We start from the raw sequence: 18357 nt of genomic DNA on the forward strand, positions 1-18357 counted from the left end.
GGTGGCTTTTTTAATGGAACCGATAAATGGATGAATTTAAATGGCGTCCTGAGGATGCCTGCCAAATTAATAATGAACCGAAGGTCAGGGTTGCAAAATTCGGCAATGGCTACGAGCAGAGAGCCAAAGACGGAATCAATAATCACCTTAAAACATATAACCTGGCATTCATCAAACCGGTTTCTGTCGGACGTGAAATAGATAATTTTCTCAGTCAGCGTGGGGCAGTGGAATCATTCCTGTGGCTGACAGGGGATGACAGAACCCTGCGGACATTCGTGTGCCGTAACTGGCAGGTAACGAGGAAACAGTCTGTCTGGCAGATTGATTGTGTATTTGAGGAGGTGGTTGCGTGAGAGATATTCCGGCAGATATGCGGATTGCGGTTACTCAGATTGAACAATCAGCAATGCTTGATTTGTATGAGGTGGATTTAAGTCGCTTCGGCGGGAATGTATACCGCTTTCATGACGGAATGAACGGCCTGTTGAAACCGGTGATTTGGCAGGGTAACCGATATGATCCGTATCCGGTTCAGGTAACCGGACTCAGCATGACAGCGCAGGGAGCGTCAGCAAGGCCGAAGATGACATTCGCCAACATTGATGGGTTGCTGACTGCAATCAATAACGATTATGACGACGCACTGGGGGCGATTGTTACCAGACGGCAGGTTATGGAGCAATATCTTGATGCGGTAAATTTTCCGGATGGAAACAATCAGGCAGATCCGTCCCGTGAGGCTGTACAGAAATTTGTCATTGAGCAACGTGAAAATTCAGACTCAGATTTCGTTACATATGTGCTGGCGCTGCCGACAGAAACAGATAATGCACAAATTCCCGCCCGGGTTATTCAGGCTGATATATGCCCGTGGCGATATCGTGGACAGGATTGCGGGTATGACGGGCCTCCTGTCGCAGACGAAAAGGATCAGCCGACCAATGACCCGACAAAAGATCAGTGCTCTCATAAGTACCGTGGCTGCAAACTTCGCCACTCCTCAGTATTGCCGTTCGGTGGGTTTCTCGGCTCCAACAAACTAGGTTAACCCATGATTGAAAGTAACATTATCGCACATGCAACAACGGAAGGTGTGAGGGAGTCGTGTGGGCTGGTTTCAGGAGGAATTTATTTCCCGTGTACCAATATTCACCCTGACCCGGAAAATTATTTTGAAATCAGCTCAGAGGAATGGTTGAGAGCTGAGAGTCATGCAGAAGTGGAAGCTGTCGTGCACAGTCATCCGGCTGGACTGCCATTTTTAAGCGCGGGCGACAGGGATATGCAGGTTAAAACCGGATTACCGTGGTGGCTCGTTTGTGATGACCGGTTACTGAAATTTAATCCTGTTCCGCGATTGCTGGGGCGTGAGTTTAATCACGGTGTGCAGGACTGCTACAGCATTATCCGGGATGCTTACCATTTGTGCGGCATCAGCCTTGATGACTTTGAGCGACATGATAATTGGTGGTACACCGGTGACAATCTGTATCTGGATAACATTTCCGGACAGGGTTTTTATCAGGTTGATGAACTACAGGATGGCGACGTTATTCTTATCTGCCTGGGTACATCAAAACCTTGTCATGCAGCGCTATATATCGGTAATCAGGAGATTCTTCATCATCGCCCTGATCGTTTGAGTAAGCGGGATGTTTACGGTGGCTACTGGTTTAAATTCACACACAGCATATGGAGGCACAAACAGTGGTCAGACTACAGTTTGCTGGCTATTTACGCCGATATGGACGCCGGTTTGAATTAGAGGTCAGCAGTGCAGGTGAGGCGTTAAGATGTCTGTGTTATCAGATTGACGGATTAAAACGGGAAATAAACCGTGGGCAGTTCAGGGTACGCGTTGCCGGTCATGATATGACAGAGGACTGCATAGTGGCAGGATTACACACTCCACTTAATGACAATGATGTTATCACGATAGTGCCGGTTATAGGTGGCGCAAAATCAGGTGGTTTCCTTGGCATTATCGGCGGCGCAGCGCTAATTGCCGGGGCATTCTTTATTCCGGGCGGTTTTCTGGCAACGATGACATCGACGGCTATGTTTGCTGCTGGTGTCGGAATAGCGGCAGCAGGGGTGGCAACGATGCTGGCAAGAACACCGGGCGCACCAAATTTCAGTGAAGGCAATTCAGAAAGTAACCAGTATTTCAGCTCACTTTCCAACAGAATCGGGCAAGGATATCCCGTTCCGCTTTGTTATGGAGAGATGGTGGTTGGCTCAAATGTGATTTCACAGGGGTTGGAGACAGTATAAATGGGCAAAGGTGGTGGTGGCGGAAGCACGCCGAGTCTGGTTGATGACAACCTGAAAAATAAGCAGTTTCTGAACATTATTGATTTGGTGTCAGAAGGTCCTATTGAAGGACCGGTTGGCGGAATGCAGGGATTCCTGCTGAACGGAACGCCTATAGTCGATAAACAAGGTAATCCGAATATTCGCGGGGTCGAAGTTCAGTGGAGATCGGGTACGCAGTCTCAGTCTCCGCTCGATGGTTTCCCGTTTGTTGAGAAAGAAATACCTGTAAACGTGGAAGTGAAAAAAGAAACACCGATATTGCGTACGGTATCTGATCAGGAAGTCGATCGCATTCGCTTTACATTAGGTGTTTCGGCGCTGGTAAAACAGGACAACAAAGGCAACCAGGAAAACACTTCTGTTCAGATGCTTGTCGAGATTAATGCTGGCAGCGGATGGGTGACAGAAAAAACAATCACAATAGGTCCCGGGAAAATAAGTGGTCAGTACCTTGAATCACATATTATTAACGCGCCAAAGCAAAAGCCGTTTCAGATAAGAGTATCGCGCCTCACTGATGACAGTAAAAGTGACCTTCTTAAAAACGGGACGGTGTGGGCCAGCTATACAGAAATTACGGATGCTAAATTTTCATACCCAAACTCCGCTGTGGTTGGTATGCGCATTGATAAATCTCAGTATGGTGACACGCCTAAACGTACATATCATATCAAAGGGCTGATTGTTCAGGTCCCGGATAATTATGACCCGGAAACCCGCAGCTATAACGGTATATGGACGGGGAGGTTTAAGCCTGCATGGACAGACAATCCCGCATGGATTTTTTACGATCTGGTGACCAATGGGCGTTACGGGATTGGTTCCGTGATGGGGCGTTTTGGTTGTGACCGGTTTGCTTTGTATGCGATAGCCAGGTATTGCGATGAAATGGTTTCGGATGGGTTTGGCGGCAAAGAGCCACGATTTACTTTCAATGCCTATATTACCTCACAGCGGAAAGCGAAAGACGTTATTGATGATTTGGCATCCGTATTTCGCGGAATGCCTTTATGGGATGGAGTGCAGTTAACCTGCTTTCAGGACAGGCCCGCAGATCCGGAATGGACATACACAAACTCAAATGTTATCGGCGGGAAATTCAATTATACATCAACAGCTAAAAGTGCAAGGCATAATGCAGTTGAAGTTTCATGGATTAACCCGGATAACGGCTGGAAGGAAGAGAGGGAGTTTATACAGGATGATGGTCAGATCATAAGATTTGGCGGACTGAATGTTAAGAAAGTAACGGCTTTCGGTTGCACCAGCAGGGGGCAGGCTCATCGTGTTGGTAAATGGATTCTGGAAACAGAGAAGCTTGAGACTGAAAGTGTAACATTCACGACTTTCAGGGAGGGTATTAATTGTCTTCCGGGTGACATCATTGAAATAGCGGATGATTCATTTGCGGGTTCAAAAGTCGGTGGCCGGGTTTTAGATGTTGTTGGCAGCAGAGTAAAAACAGATGCACCTATAAAATGGTCTTCTGGTGATAAGGGATATTTTGCTTACCTCGGCGGCAGCGGGAAGTTCATCAGAACAGAAATATCATCAGTAGATGGCGACATTGTTATCCTGAAGAGCGAACCAGCCGGACTGCAAAAATTCGGTGTGTTTTCTGTATCGAAAAACACGCTGATTACGCGAATGTTCCGGGTACTGACTATTACTGAAGATAAAAACGGGAACTATCAGTTTAACTGTATTCTCCATGAACCAAAAAAGGAGCGCATTGTAGATGATGGTGTTAATTTCACCGGTAATCCGTCTGCACAAAATACGGTTCGAATCCCTGACATTGAACGCCTTTCCGTAGCTTATATCAATGACAGCTCTCAGGTTCAGGCCAGAGTTATGTGGGCCATGACAACAGCTAACCGCAATATTTCTTACGTTGTTTCTGTTTATAAAGATGACAAGGTTGTCCTTACTGGTGAAACGTCTGATCTTGAATATTATTTCAACGGATTGGCCGCTGGGGAATATCTGGTTGGCGTACGCGGCAAAGATAAAAATGGAATGCTGGGAAGCGAGTCGAAAGTGCTGATGGTTATTGGTGCGCCAGCGGCCCCTTCGTTTATCAGCGTTGAGTCAGGCTTCTTTGAGGTGAAATTGATACCACATATCAGTGCCCCGCACACACTGAATACTGAGTTTGAATTTTGGTTTTCCGGCGAGCAAAGAATTACCAACATTAATAACATTGAACAGGAGGCTGAATTCCTTGGCAGAGCAAAAGTATGGTCAAAAGGTCAGTTAAAGCCCGGACATGATTACTGGTTTTATATCCGAAGTATTAATGAGTATGGTAAATCTCATTTTATTGAAGAAAAAGGTCAGTCCAATAACCATGCGGATGAAATATTCGATGTAGTGCAAAAAGAGCTCGAAGACTCAGCCATCATTAAAGGCCTGCAGTCTCAGGCGAATGATAACTTCGAGGCCATTATCAACAACGCCAATAACGTTTACGGTCAGTGGGGTTACTGGCAGCGTGAAAACGGTGTTATGAAAGCAGAAATCATCGATGTCCGCAACTACACGGTTACGGAAACAACGGCACTTGCGGAGAAACTGGACGCGGTACAGGTTAAAGCAGAAGACGGACTGGCGCTGGCGCAGAACTCCATCCGCGCGCAGTGGGATATGGCATCCGGTCAGGCATCCGTGGTCCACGATATGAAAGTCCGGATCCGTTATAACGGTGAGGATTATTCCGCCGGTATGGTGATCGGGGCTGAGCTGAAAGGTGGTCAGGTGAACACCCTTATCGGTTTTAACGCTCAGCAGTTTGCGTTTTATAATCCGGTGAAAAAATCGATGGACATGTTCATGTACATGAAGGACGGACAGGTCTTTATGCGTGAGGCGTTCATTAATCAGGCATGGCTTAACAGTGTGGTTGTCACTGACAAAATGCAGTCGGAGAACTATGTGCCGGGTAAACAGGGTTTTATTCTGGATGCAAAGGCTAATAAATTTGAGTTCTTTGACGGAACAACAACAAACGGTACCGGTATTACAGCGGGCGGTATTAAAGTATATGACAATAACCTGCTGACGGTCATTATTGGTGATATATCGGGGTATTAATATGGCTCACGGGATTATTGTATATGATGATCGCGGTAATAAAATATTAGATTCCGGTAAAAGACTCGGTCGGTTCGTCGGTTGGCATGATATTAATCCTGCACCGGTCGGTCAGTTTAAATACAGCTGGGATCACCGGAACCTGCTCCCTATGGGGGAGATTTTTGTCTGGGTTAATCCGAGCTTTTGGTTCAATCATAACGGCTGGTGCGATTGCCGGGTTGAAAATGGCGTTATTATTTTTGAGGGTAATTTAAGGCGAAACGACGAACAGAGAGCCAGGGAAACTTATATGCGTATATTATATGGTGTAAAATCATGAAACACGGTTTTATATGTTTTGGTGACACCGGCCGGATGCAAATTGACGGTACTAATATAGCGTTAGGGTTAATCAGAAAACAGTCATTTCATTGTCCGAAAGTACAGGATGCCGGACAGGGAACCATCAAAGAGGTTTATTTTCCTGCCAGAGTTCATCCGAAAACACAAATGATCGCAGCCAGAGCATCATTCTGGGTCAGAATAGGCGGTCAGGCGTTTGACAATACGAATAATAATGCTTTTGTCTCTATGCCTTTTCGCGACGGCTCCGGCGGAAATATAGAAGTCTGGGAGTTTGGTAACGCCCCTGTTAAGGTACGTAATCAAAAAATGGGAATAGTTGTGATAAACCCGGTAACCAATCAGGTGGTATATAATACTAACTGGGGTGTTGCAAATATACTGCATGTTCAGCGGCTAAAACTATGGCCTGATACAATGTGGTCTATGACAATGCCTAATAATGGTAATAACTGTGCAGTTGTATTTGGTGGCGGCGCTCAGAAAAGAACAGATTATGAAGAATTTATGGAATTCGAGTCTTATTTCTGGCGAATGAATGGATCTAAACTGGAGGTGCGTTTGTTGGTTGATACGTATTCCAGACCGCATGCGTCACAATCTTTTGAGTCATGTGATATACCGCTATATATAATGATAATAGATACAACGGGGATATAAGAATGAATATATTAAAATTAATCACATTAACTGCAATAACCACGCTGACAGCCTGCAGCCATAACGTATACACCAAACCAGTGGATTGCACCGGGCATATGTTTGAGGGGCTGGATAACCGGCATTACTCAGCTAAGCTGACAAAATATGCACCGGACAGTAAACGGTTTTTCAGCACTGGTGATCCTGTCCTAGGGTTACATGGTTGGATCCGTATGGATGCATTTGACAAAATTACATGTGTTAAAGGTAAGGGTACAGAGGACTGATTATTGGCGTTACCGTCGCTTACTTCGACCCGCAAAAACTAAAATCAAAATAAATAATCTCCTCCAACAACCGCTCCGGCGGTTTTTTTTCGTCTGAAATTTAAGGAAACCCCATGATTTACACAGACGGCACCATAGCCATTAATGCCGGTTCACCGATCGTAACCGGCAGCGGTACGCAGTGGAAAAAGAACATTTACGGCGTGGCTCCAGGCCAACTCATCAGCATCGAGAACGGCACAGCACCGGTCAGTATGATGATCCGCGCGGTAAACAGTGATACCGAACTGGTGTTGTCATTCAATGCCCCGGTGACGCTCAGCGGCGCGAAATACTCCATTGCCACCACGGTACCGGATACCATTTCGGATGCAGCCCGCACCATGTCAGCGAACCAAGGCTATATCGTTTATTTTCTCCGGGCCATGCAGCAGTGGATGACAGACACCGGCCAGGTGGAAATCGAACTGCCGAACGGCCAGAAGGTGACGCTGGAGGATTTAAAAGGGTTAGCTTCGCGGGAATGGGTTAACACTGTGTTGTTTGGTGTGGGTGACAAAACGGCAAAAGCCTCTGGGATAATGAATCCCGATAATACAATGTGGTGGGGTGCACATAATGATTATCTGTATGCGAAAGCATCAGGTAATGAATATAACTCCTTATTTCTGACGAAAGGCGGGGAACTGACAGTTAAAAGTTTTTTAAACTGTACTCACAGATTGTCTATCGCTGATATGGATACCCCCAATACTTTTGCGCATTTTTATTGCAATAAAGGTCGGATTTTTCTATCAGCTAACCTTAACGGAAAATGGCCGGGAGAATTACAATTTCCGTTAGAAAGCGGGATGATTGCATCGCAAAAGTGGGTTGGCCAATATGTGACAAGATCAGAAGGTGGTGGTTCTCAATTGGTTGCTCAAGGAGGTCCATCAGTTATAGCTGTCAATCCTGACGGTAATACCGGAATGTGGGATACCGGAACATCCAGATGGATGATGAATATACATCCTAATAATGGAGCAACGATTAGCAGCGGACTTGTTGTTAAATCTAAGAAGCCTGGTGATACAAGTTCAAAAGTAGAAGTACCCTCTCCCAGCGGCATGTATTCCTGCGGTCTGTGGTCGTATAACGATGGACGGGTATTACTATCTTCATACTCTTCCGGCTGGTCAAATATCAATATAGCCAAAACCGGGTCTGGTACGATGGCTGTCATTGGTGGTAATACTGCATTTGATGGCAGCGGTTATCTTAAAAGGTCATCCCCAATTATCCAAATCAATCCGGACGGCCATTACGACACCAACGACGAATCCGAAGGTGCCGAAGTCAGTCACACCGGCACCGGCCAGTATCACATTACCGGTATCCTTGGTTACAACTCAGATGGTGCATGGGGTGTAAACGGCGGTATCTCGGTACCGAAAGACAATAACGGCCTTGAGCTGGTTTATGTCGATGACAGGGTGCAGAGTGACGGCAGTCTGATTATTGAAACCTGTCACCGTCAGCATGCGCATTTGCCGGAACGTTTCCAGAACTGGCGGCTGAAAGAGGTCACCCCGGAAGGTGAGCGTGTTTTCTATCAGGACGGCGAACCGTGTGATCTGCCTGAATCCACCCGTCTCGATGTGCGTGTGGAAATGCCGCAGGGCTCTGTGTGGAATGTGAAGCAACGTGAATTGGCTGAACAGATGGAACGTGAGCAGGCAGAACGGAAGGTTCAGGAAATAGTGGAGCAGGCCGGAGACACGGAAGAATAAAACAAAGCCGCACTCGTGGATATTAGGCGGCGTAATATTTATATGTATTCACCAAAATTTAACCTGACATTGCCGAGGGTATCATGTTAAAAGCAGACATCATACATTGTTCATGGGTTAAGCCTTAGTGTATCTTCACATAAGCTAAAAAACTCAGTTAGGCTATATGTTTTTTCATAAACATCACAAACTAATAAAGCAGATACGAGAGATTTATCTGTAAAACAGTTTGTGAACATAAAAGCAAGATTCACGCACATAATGTATATATACAGTATGGTGAACTGGTTTGTTAAAAAGGATATATAACTTAAAGATACGCAAAGGAATACATTGTGCTTAAAGATAATTTTAATGAGTTACAAATTTTTTTTGCTGTTGCGAAGGAGAAAAGTTTTACCAAAGCTGCGGCTAAACTGGGGGTTTCTCAATCTGCACTGAGTCATGCAGTCAGGGCATTGGAAGACCGTTTAAATGTTCGGCTCTTGAGACGTACAACACGTAGCGTCGCGGCTACAGAAATAGGGGAAAAGATTATTGCTTGTCTTGAACCCCAACTGGCTGATCTTAATCATGAGTTAGAGGCAATCATTCAGCTTAATGGCGTGGCTTCTGGCAATATCCGTCTTTCAACGGGGGAGCATGCAGCACGCAGCCTTCTTTGGCCTAAGCTAAAACCGTTTCTGCGTACATATCCGGATATTAATATCGAACTGGTAGTTGATAATGGGTTTGTTAATATTGTTGATGGAGGTTTTGATGCGGGGGTGCGTTTGGGAGAAAGCGTTGATAAGGATATGGTCGCTGTTAGAATTGGCCCTGATATGCGGTTGGCGATTGTTGGTTCACCGGGATATTTTGAATCTCAGGGCATACCGCAAACGCCTCATGAGTTACAGCATCATCGTTGTATCAATATGCGTCTTCCTACCGCAGGAGGGTTGTATCATTGGGAGTTTGAAAAAGAGGGCAAATCGTTACGGGTTAGAGTGGAAGGGCAACTCACCTTTAATTTATTGTCCGAGCGAATTGATGCGGCACTGTCTGGGTTTGGTATTGCTTGCGTCCCCGAGGATACCATCCAAGAGGCCGCCAAATCAGGAAAGCTGGTCCAAGTTTTAAGTGATTGGTGCCCGGTTTTTTCAGGCTATTATCTTTATTATCCAAATCGAAAACAGCACCCTCCTGCGTTTGCATTATTGATTGATGCACTGCGTTATAGTGAGAAGCAGAGGCTGGTAGTGTGAAATAAATACATTGGAGTTTACCAGCCTAAGGTAAATTTATCGATTAATCAGTGCTTGTAACGCAGCGGGATAGCGTTCTCCAACAATTTTCACTGTTTCCAGCGCGTGTGCGATTTTTTGTAAATCGTTATTACTAAGTATGACATTGGCAGCATTTAAATTTTCTTCTAAACGATGCAGTTTAGTTGTGCCCGGAATAGGGACAATCCACGGTTTTTGCGCCAATAACCAAGCCAGTGCAATTTGTGCTGAAGTCACGCTTTTTTGGCTGGCGAGATCTGCTAACAAAGTAACCAGTTGTGCATTTGCCTCTAAAGCTTCTGTGCTGAAACGTGGGACTTTGCTACGAAAGTCATCATTGTTGAATGTTGTATTAGCATTAATTGCACCTGTTAAAAATCCTTTCCCTAATGGGCTAAAGGGTACAAATCCAATACCTAATTCTTCGAGCACAGGTAATATTTCATCTTCAGGTTCGCGCCACCAAAGTGAATATTCGCTTTGCAGTGCGGTGACAGGCTGAATAGCATGTGCTCGGCGAATTGTCTGAGCGCTGGCTTCAGAAAGGCCAAAGTGTTTTACCTTACCTTCAGCAATCAAATCTTTTATTGTGCCTGCAACATCTTCAATCGGTACATCAGGGTCAACACGGTGTTGATATAGAAGATCAATAACGTCAGTTTTAAGCCGACGTAATGAACCTTCGACGGCTTCACGAATATGTTCCGGACGGCTATTTAAAAGCTGTTGTTTGTTTTCATTACTACAGTTGAAACCAAATTTCGTCGCAATAACCACTCTGTCTCTAAAGGGTTTTAACGCTTCACCTACCACCTCTTCATTCATGAATGGCCCATAGACTTCTGCGGTATCAAAAAAAGTTACCCCACGCTCTACTGCTGTACGCAGTAATTCAATGGCCTGATGTTTATCTGTGGCGGGACCATAACCGTGACTCAGCCCCATACAACCTAATCCAAGTGCAGAAACTTCAAGTTTTGAATTACCGAGAAAACGTTTTTCCATGATTTATGTCCTGATAATTAATTAGATTGCTTGTATGACTAAACATCCAGTTTGCGGCCAGCGAGCCATTCGACCATCGCAGGATCGCGATGTGAGAAGAAAGCACTGGTTGCGGTGTCGAGGGCGGTAATTTGCAACATATCTTCAGAACTGAGTTCAAAATTGAGAATATTGATGTTTTCTTCCATGCGTTCTTTTCGCACCGATTTTGCCAGTGAAATGATGCCTCGCTGGAAGATCCAACGCAGTACAACTTGTCCCGCGCTTTTGCCATACTTCTGACCAATTGCCGTTAGCAAGGGATGCTGGAACAGACCATTCTTACCCTCAGCAAATGGTGCCCAGGCTTCCGGTTGAATGCCGCGGCTTTGATTCCATGGAACGGCATGCAGCTGTTGGTTGAATGGGTTAATTTCAATCTGATTTACCGCAGGGGCTACTTTGTTGAAGGCGATAAGGTCGGCCAGTCTGTCCGGATGGAAGTTGCTGACGCCAATAGCACGAATCTTTCCTGCCTGTTGCAATTCTTCCATGGCACGCCATGCCCCATGGACATCGCCGTAAGGCTGGTGAATTAGGTACAGATCAACGTAATCAAGTTGCAGTCGATTCAGGGAGCGCTCAAACTGGGCTTTAGCACCTTCATAATTGGTATCCTGCAGCCAAAGTTTGGTTGTGATAAAAAGTTTGTTACGGGCGATACCGGTCTGTTTCAGAGCATTTCCGACCTGAGTTTCATTCTGGTAAGACGCGGCGGTATCGATCAGACGGTATCCCATATCGATGGCATCAATAACGGCTCTTTCGCATTCAGTGGCATCAGACATTTGAAACACGCCAAAGCCCAGCAGGGGCATTTCAATACCGTTGTTCAGTTTTACAGTTTGCATGACGGTCATCCTTCAGCTGTTGTTTAGGGAAATCATAATGCAAACTGATTTATTTGATTAGATGGGATAATTAGCTAGGGTTTATTAAATGTGTTCATTAATATTTATAGGGTTGACGGGCGGTTTAGTGTCAAAAGCGGAAGTTGAGGGGTTCTGGCAAGTACTCGTATAGTGGCAACATTTTTGCTACCGCTTCTCCCGGTCGCAACCGATTTAGTTGACTATGGCGCGTGTATTAATCAACGGGGAGGATGTCAGGGAAACAATGAATCAAGCCATAATAGTCTGGTTTTATTGAAATTATTGACCTAAACAAGAGGAGTTGAACTTCCGATACCCCATGATATCTTACTTAGATAGTGAGATGATCTAATATACACTATATAAGTTACAATATAGCCGGAGATGTAGGAGGGAGTATATGGGGTATGATTATAAAGAGCATATTAGCAATGCTAAGAGGCTATATGAAATTGGGGATAACGCTTCTTTAAGATACTGTGCATTGGAATTGAGATTTGCAATTGAGTGTCATGTATATATTCAATTAAGAGCAGGGCTAGGAACAATTCCAGAGACGGTAATTAACACATGGCAACCACCTCAAGCAATAAAATCCTTGTGCATGTTTGAAGAAACAGCAGATCAGGATTTAAAAGTAACGATAACTGGTGATGACTCTAATGAGATAACAGCAAGCTATAAAAATATTAAGTATAAGGACCTTAATAAATGGTATAATACCCTTGGGAGTTTTTTACATCAGCCAATCATAAAAAAACAAGAATTTCAAGTAGATAAAAATAAACTAAATTCGATATTATCGAAATTAGCTGAGCTGTGCGATCAACAGCTCATAACATTTCATCGAGGTTATGAGAAAATAAAATGCGAAAAATGTAAAAAGGAAATTATTTTTACCAAAAATTACGTGAAAAAATATAATAAAATAGATTGCCAAAATGCTGGCTGCCCTAATTTTGTTATTATTAGACTTGCCCCGGATGGTGGATATGAATCATTCCAATCTGCTGGAGTACCTTGCTTTATATGTGGTGAAAAAAAACACATCTCATTATGCGACATGGAGGATGGAGCAGAGTTATATTGCAAGAAGTGTAAAAATAAACATGTAATTAAAAAATTTATTTTCTCCCAAGAAAGAGTTGCTCCCATACCTGAATTTACCTTCGAAAACACATTGTTGATTAAGGACAAAGAGTAAAATCAAGTTGTTTATAGAGCTACCTTGACCTGCTCCCCGTTGATTAATACATATTTCTGCTGGTCATATCATCATTTTGACCCTGACGGTTTGGTCAACTCAGTCCGCTCATCGCTCATCGCTCATAGCGGACTGTCGGCTTTGATTTCAATGAGTAATGCATGTGACGCATAAGATTAGTAAAAATCAGATTGATGAGACAGCCAAACTTCTCTATCATTAACTGTATGTATATACAGTTAATCGGTTCTGAGTATGAAACTTGTCAAGATCAACGATGATACAATTCTGACATTGCCTCTGTTCCTCGAGCATGTCCCCGCTGGGTTCCCGTCACCGGCGGCGGACTATATCGAGGAACGCATAAACCTGAACAGTGAACTGATCCGACACCCGGAAAGTACCTATTTACTCAGGGTTGAAGGTAGCTCGATGATAGATGCGAATATCTTTGACGGTGATGTGGTTATCGTGGACAGCGCGGTAACTGCGGCGGAGGGGGATATTGTGATTGCCAGTTTTGACGGAGAGTTTACTGTCAAAAAATTGCAACTGTCACCGGTACCTATGCTGATCCCGATGAATCCGGATTATCAGCCTATCGTAATCAGCAGTGAGCAGGATTTACAGATTTTCGGTGTGGTCACCTACATCATCCACCGGGCGCAGTGATGTTTGCGCTGGTGGATGTAAACAGCTTTTACACTAGCTGTGAAAGAGTATTCCGGCCCGATCTGACAGGTAAGCCGGTTATCGTCCTGAGCAATAATGATGGCTGCGTGATCGCCAGGTCAGCAGAGGCGAAAGCCCTCGACATCAAAATGGGGGCGCTGTATTATGAGTGTCGCGATTTTTGTTATAAAAACAATGTGACAGTATTCAGCTCAAATTATGCGTTGTACGGCGATATGAGCAGCCGTGTGATGACATTGCTCTCATCCTTCGCACCCGCCACTGAAATCTATTCTATCGACGAAGCCTTTCTCGATTTTACCGGCATGACCAGGATATTCAGCCCGGAAGATTACGGCTGTGAGATACAGGCTGCTATTCTGCAGAAAACACACCTTCCGGTCGGTGTTGGCATTGCACCGACAAAGACACTCGCAAAACTTGCCAACCATGCAGCAAAAACATGGAAAAAAACCGGCGGAGTGGTCGACCTTTCTGATAGGCTGCGCCAGCGTAAGTTACTGGCACTGATACCGGTCAGTGAAGTGTGGGGTATCGGTCGGCGAATATCGGCCAGACTGAACACCATGGGGATTCGCACTGCATTAGATTTGGCGAACGCCGCACCGGCGACTATCCGTAAAACTTTCGGTGTTATTACTGAGCGTACGCTGCGGGAACTGAACGGAGAACCCTGCATCAAGCTGGAAGAAGTCAGAAAGGTGAAACAGCAGATCCTCTGCTCCCGATCATTCGGTACCAAAGTGACGGACATTGTTACCATGAGAAAGGCAGTGTGTGAATATGCCGAACGGTCAGCGGAAAAACTCCGGGAAGAAAAACAGCGCTGCCGGATGATCGGGTTGTTTGTGCAGACCAGCAGACACGCTAACGGGCCGGACTATGCGAACAGTGCAAACATTTCACTCGAGTATCCCAGCTGCGACACGCGGGACATCATCAATGCCGCCATGAGAGCACTGGATAGTATCTGGTGTGACGGGTACCGGTATTATAAGGCCGGTATCATTCTGTCAGACTTCACGGATTCAGCTGTTACCCAGTTCGATATGTTCGCCACCCGGCAGCCATTTAAAAACAGCGACGAGCTGATGAAGACTATGGACACAATAAACAACAGTGGGCTGGGCCGTGTGTGGTTTGCCGGTAAAGGCAGTGATAGCGGGTACAAGATGAAGCGCGAAATGTTGTCACCGGCATACACAACAAACTTTAGTCAGTTACCGGTGGTGAAAAGTTAATGTGGCACCAGTGAGATAAAGAGTTGTTGCAAATATGCAGTTTGTTTAAAAGATGGGTGTATAGCTGTTGGTAGGAGTGGTGGGACATATTTGGGACACAAATGGTTTTAGATGTGCTTTATACCTTTTCAATCTTTTTAATTGTTGGGACGTGAAAGCGTGATTTAATGCGGTATCTAATTGATTAAAAAAACAAAACTACTGACTTGTAATCAGTAGGTCACCAGTTCGACTCCGGTAGCCGGCACCATATAAAGACCCGTTAACTCTCAACCAGTTAGCGGGTTTTTTTTGTATATGATGCATAACCAGACTGCCTTTATTAGTGCGCATGCCCTATTAGTGCCATGAATCCCCATGGCATCATGACTCATCTCAGCGTTACCCTTGTCCATTTCTTCTTTTGCCTGATGATCACAGTACAAGATGTACTTTCAGCACCCTATTTTTTACAAAAATGCCCCGTAATGGGGCTATTCATTGATAGCGATATAGCCGGGATATGCGAGTGTATCATTTTCACACGCAGGAGAGTTTAATTATGCCGGTATCAGCATCGCAGCACAGAGTGTCAACCGGGACTTACCAGAATAAGTTTCACAATACTTTCAGACTAAACTCCGCAACACAAACTCAGGGCATCAATCCGGACTGCCCCGGTATTCCGGATGAAATATACCGCTTAGGACGCAGTATTGACAGCGTCGTCAATTCTCGCGGAGAACTGAGCGCACCATCGACCCCGGCCACATCTGCGCGACAAGGCGCAGTTGCACCGCTGTTAATGCTGTTAAGCCAGGTCAGATTTGATGATATTTTACCCGCAGCAACCACCAATATATCTGTATTTACCTCAGAGAGACGTGTATTTCCGTCAGTTTCCCGGGATAGCGCGTATCCGGATAACCGTGATACCGGATTCACTGCTGTGCTAAATCCGGTTATGAATGCACTGCATGAAACAGGCCGGTTTATCGCCCGTCATGATCCACTGCAATTTCCGCCGGCGAATGCATCACCCGTACCACAGGCCGGAACAGAATCGGCAATAACGCCGGCTATCACACGGAATTTGAAAAGCGACAGTTATATCATTACAGGTGAGCAGAAGAAGAATGAACTGATTTCCGGCGTGGTGCAGTATCTGGTATCTGACGGGCAGCTGACTGCAGATGAAGGTAGTAACGTTGAACTGTGGCTGCGGGCGGAAGCTGCCGGCATGCCAATGGTTGCTGCCCGTCTGGATAATAACGGTTCGGGCACAAACCGAACGAAGCGGGCACTGATGCCGGAGTTGGATCCCCGAACCGGAGAACATATAAAAGAACACTGCGCTTTTGAAGAAGAGGTGCTGGATGCGCAGGGTGAAAATCAGGGCAAATTGCTTTTATTCGAGGCCCAGAGAGCCGAAAATCCATTCCGTATGATTTATGATAATCGTCCGGATAGCCGGCCTTCTCCGGAGGAACGGGGAGCCGCTGATGGCCTCAACATAGTGGCTAACATTTTTACACTGGGGATTAAGCCTTTAATCGGGAATCTTATCGCGCATGCCAAACGACGGGCATATTATCAAAATCAGGAGGATAAGATATGTGCGGAACGATTCAGAAGGTTGTTTATAGCGGAGGTGTTAACCTCACTTGATGATGGTGGTTTGTCGTATCAATCTGCATCACGTGCAGCCTCCCGGCGTATAAAGCCCATGGAACTCCTTCATATCGCACCGGCACAGGACAGAGCCGCTTTCTACACCAGAAATCCGCATACCGGCATCAAAAATGAAATTCTGCTGAAGCTGAAAGGCGCGGTAAATGATAATGGACGGGAGGTTTATCTCAAACCGACTGAAAAACCGAATGAATTTTTTACGTATTATCCAGATGCGGTAAAACCGGAACGGCTGGAAAGAAGAGTTATTGTTGATGAGAGTAACCTTTCATGGCGTTATGCCGACAGTTTTGACTCATCAAAACTCAATGTTGAAATCAGTGAGGGAAAACGGCAAATAAGGCTGCATGGTACTAATTTTGATCTTCATCAGAATGGTACCGGTAAATATGAAATTGTTGTGAATAAAGTCTCAGGAATAAAAGAATTTATCCCGGTTTATATGGAGCCCTTATCACGAACATGGCATCTCAGTACGCATAATGAACATGCTGTCTTCAGTAATCAGCAGATTGATATTATAAAGGAAATAAAAGTAAGTAAAAAAGATGGATTCTATTATACACCAATGGGAAATAATAATCCGGACTACTATGGAAGTGGTAATATATATTCACAGGAAAAGATAGGTGAATCAGGTCATTATTCCTGGGGACAATATGTTGAAATGAACGGTGAACTGGTTCCGGTTAAAACAGTCGTAACACCAAAACATGGCATCCATTATGAAGTTTATGACCTGAAGTTTCCTGAAAAAAATGGCTATCTGATTGAATGGGATGGTAATCGCTGGTTATTTGAGCGAAAAACCTCTGTTCATGTATCTAAAGAGTTAGAAGATCTCATATTACCAGAAATGATTTCTGACAACGTGAATGCAGGCAAGCTTTCTGCGCCTGACCATCAGGGATTAAGATATGATACTGATGGAAATAGATTTATTAAAGTCGATGATCACTTTGTGAATATTCATAAATGTGAACATCGTTACTGCATTAAAGATAGAAATAATGATAATATATTTGTTGATTTTAAAAAAAATGAATTTATTTTACATAAAAATAAAGTTACAGATAGATTCGATGCTACAAAAGTAGCGAGCATAGATATATCCGGGCTGGGTGTTCACACTATTCCTGAATATAAAAATATTTACGTTACAGATAATGGCAGTTTTTATATAAAGTTAAATAATGAATACTATCCGATTGAATTTGCGGGTAAGGATAGAAGGGTGGTTCTTATTGGCTCACCAAATGAAATCCGTTTCGCTTGTATATACAAACCAGAAGACGGCAGCTTAAAAAAAATCGGTGAAAGCCTTAATCAGTCCATATTAATGTACAATAAAGATATTGACGTATATATCAGTTCAGATATGTCATCAGAAAAAACATACGTTATGAAATTTGATAAAATAAAAAATGATCTGGTTAATATCCCTGTTCATTCAGTAAATAAACTAAATAAACAATTATATAAAGTAGAGTTTAAAAACTTTAGTCTGTATATTCCTCAAAAGACGTCACATGATGTATACCTTGCAGCACACGCCGGGAGAAATATTAATTTTTCCGGCAGAATACCTGATAACCTGGAATTGAAATTTTATACCGAAAAAGGAAAGGTTCTTCATGGTCATGTTGATGATTTACAAGATTTAGTGAATGGAAAGTTTAATGAGGTGGAAATTAAAAAAGGCGGTGAGAGCATTGAGTCTTATGCTATAAGTTTTGATCATGAATCGCAAATTAATTACGCTAACTTAGCAATGGAATCAAAAAAAAGTATCATAAAAGTTAAAGAGAACGGGGAGGTAATGTTGGAACAATTACTCCGTGATATATCTGCAGTGTTTGCTGAAGACAAAACAATCCATCTGTATATGTGCCGATCGTTTTAAAGC

At 44.2% G+C, this 18357-nt stretch carries 15 protein-coding genes; 13 read left to right on the forward strand and 2 right to left on the reverse strand.

The genetic code is table 11. The features are described 5' to 3' along the window. The first annotated feature begins 26 nt into the window (after positions 1 to 26). From ACF8OF_RS12265 to ACF8OF_RS12305, 9 genes are all read left to right on the forward strand, one after another. Positions 27 to 356 (forward strand): phage tail protein, encoded by a 330-nt coding sequence (locus tag ACF8OF_RS12265; protein ID WP_036414548.1) that lies wholly within the window; start codon positions 27 to 29, stop codon positions 354 to 356. Continuing rightward, positions 353 to 1051: a phage minor tail protein L gene (locus tag ACF8OF_RS12270; RefSeq protein WP_036414551.1), complete on the forward strand. Its 699-nt coding sequence runs from the start codon at positions 353 to 355 to the stop codon at positions 1049 to 1051. The genes ACF8OF_RS12265 and ACF8OF_RS12270 overlap by 4 nt, the downstream gene beginning before the upstream one ends. Positions 1052 to 1054: 3 nt before the next feature. After that, a complete protein-coding gene (locus ACF8OF_RS12275; RefSeq protein WP_195433251.1) occupies positions 1055 to 1768 on the forward strand; it encodes a C40 family peptidase in 714 nt (237 codons plus the stop codon). Further along, entirely contained in the window at positions 1696 to 2277 is a 582-nt protein-coding gene (locus ACF8OF_RS12280; RefSeq protein ID WP_229064460.1) for a tail assembly protein, read from the forward strand. The genes ACF8OF_RS12275 and ACF8OF_RS12280 overlap by 73 nt, the downstream gene beginning before the upstream one ends. Next, complete coding sequence (locus tag ACF8OF_RS12285; protein WP_392496771.1) at positions 2278 to 5412, forward strand: host specificity protein J; 3135 nt, start codon at positions 2278 to 2280, stop codon at positions 5410 to 5412. It begins immediately after the preceding gene. A gap of 1 nt (position 5413) precedes the next feature. Then, positions 5414 to 5734, forward strand: a complete 321-nt coding sequence (locus tag ACF8OF_RS12290; RefSeq protein WP_004238646.1) for a hypothetical protein — start codon at positions 5414 to 5416, stop codon at positions 5732 to 5734. Beyond that, on the forward strand, positions 5731 to 6417 hold the full coding sequence (locus tag ACF8OF_RS12295) for a hypothetical protein (RefSeq protein ID WP_392496773.1): 687 nt from the start codon (positions 5731 to 5733) through the stop codon (positions 6415 to 6417). Before ACF8OF_RS12290 ends, ACF8OF_RS12295 begins: the two co-directional genes overlap by 4 nt. A 382-nt stretch (positions 6418 to 6799) precedes the next feature. Continuing rightward, positions 6800 to 8458 carry a hypothetical protein gene (locus ACF8OF_RS12300; protein WP_349466193.1) on the forward strand — a complete coding sequence of 553 codons (1659 nt, stop codon included), beginning with the start codon at positions 6800 to 6802 and terminating at the stop codon, positions 8456 to 8458. Positions 8459 to 8793: 335 nt separating this feature from the next. Then, positions 8794 to 9705 carry a LysR family transcriptional regulator gene (locus ACF8OF_RS12305; RefSeq protein WP_195431911.1) on the forward strand — a complete coding sequence of 304 codons (912 nt, stop codon included), beginning with the start codon at positions 8794 to 8796 and terminating at the stop codon, positions 9703 to 9705. Between the two features lie 36 nt (positions 9706 to 9741). On the opposite strand, the gene ACF8OF_RS12310 is transcribed toward ACF8OF_RS12305, so the two are convergent. After that, positions 9742 to 10731, reverse strand: coding sequence for an aldo/keto reductase (locus ACF8OF_RS12310; RefSeq protein WP_349466194.1), 990 nt, complete (start codon positions 10729 to 10731; stop codon positions 9742 to 9744). A gap of 38 nt (positions 10732 to 10769) precedes the next feature. After that, positions 10770 to 11621 carry an aldo/keto reductase gene (locus ACF8OF_RS12315; protein WP_195431915.1) on the reverse strand — a complete coding sequence of 284 codons (852 nt, stop codon included), beginning with the start codon at positions 11619 to 11621 and terminating at the stop codon, positions 10770 to 10772. Between the two features lie 421 nt (positions 11622 to 12042). On the opposite strand from ACF8OF_RS12315, the gene ACF8OF_RS12320 reads away from it, so the two are divergent. From ACF8OF_RS12320 to ACF8OF_RS12335, 4 genes are all read left to right on the forward strand, one after another. Further along, a complete protein-coding gene (locus ACF8OF_RS12320; RefSeq protein WP_349466195.1) occupies positions 12043 to 12846 on the forward strand; it encodes a hypothetical protein in 804 nt (267 codons plus the stop codon). A gap of 255 nt (positions 12847 to 13101) precedes the next feature. After that, complete coding sequence (gene umuD / locus ACF8OF_RS12325; protein ID WP_015422655.1) at positions 13102 to 13518, forward strand: translesion error-prone DNA polymerase V autoproteolytic subunit; 417 nt, start codon at positions 13102 to 13104, stop codon at positions 13516 to 13518. Next, the gene (gene umuC, locus ACF8OF_RS12330; protein WP_349466196.1) at positions 13518 to 14780 is read left to right on the forward strand and encodes a translesion error-prone DNA polymerase V subunit UmuC; all 1263 of its coding nucleotides are present in this window, start codon (positions 13518 to 13520) and stop codon (positions 14778 to 14780) included. Before umuD ends, umuC begins: the two co-directional genes overlap by 1 nt. A gap of 541 nt (positions 14781 to 15321) precedes the next feature. Then, a complete protein-coding gene (locus ACF8OF_RS12335) occupies positions 15322 to 18354 on the forward strand; it encodes a putative adhesin (RefSeq protein ID WP_392496775.1) in 3033 nt (1010 codons plus the stop codon). The last annotated feature ends 3 nt before the right edge of the window (positions 18355 to 18357 follow it).

The sequence above is a fragment of the Morganella sp. TYF_1 genome, from assembly GCF_043105645.1.
GTDB classification, from domain to species: Bacteria; Pseudomonadota; Gammaproteobacteria; order Enterobacterales; family Enterobacteriaceae; genus Morganella; species Morganella morganii_B.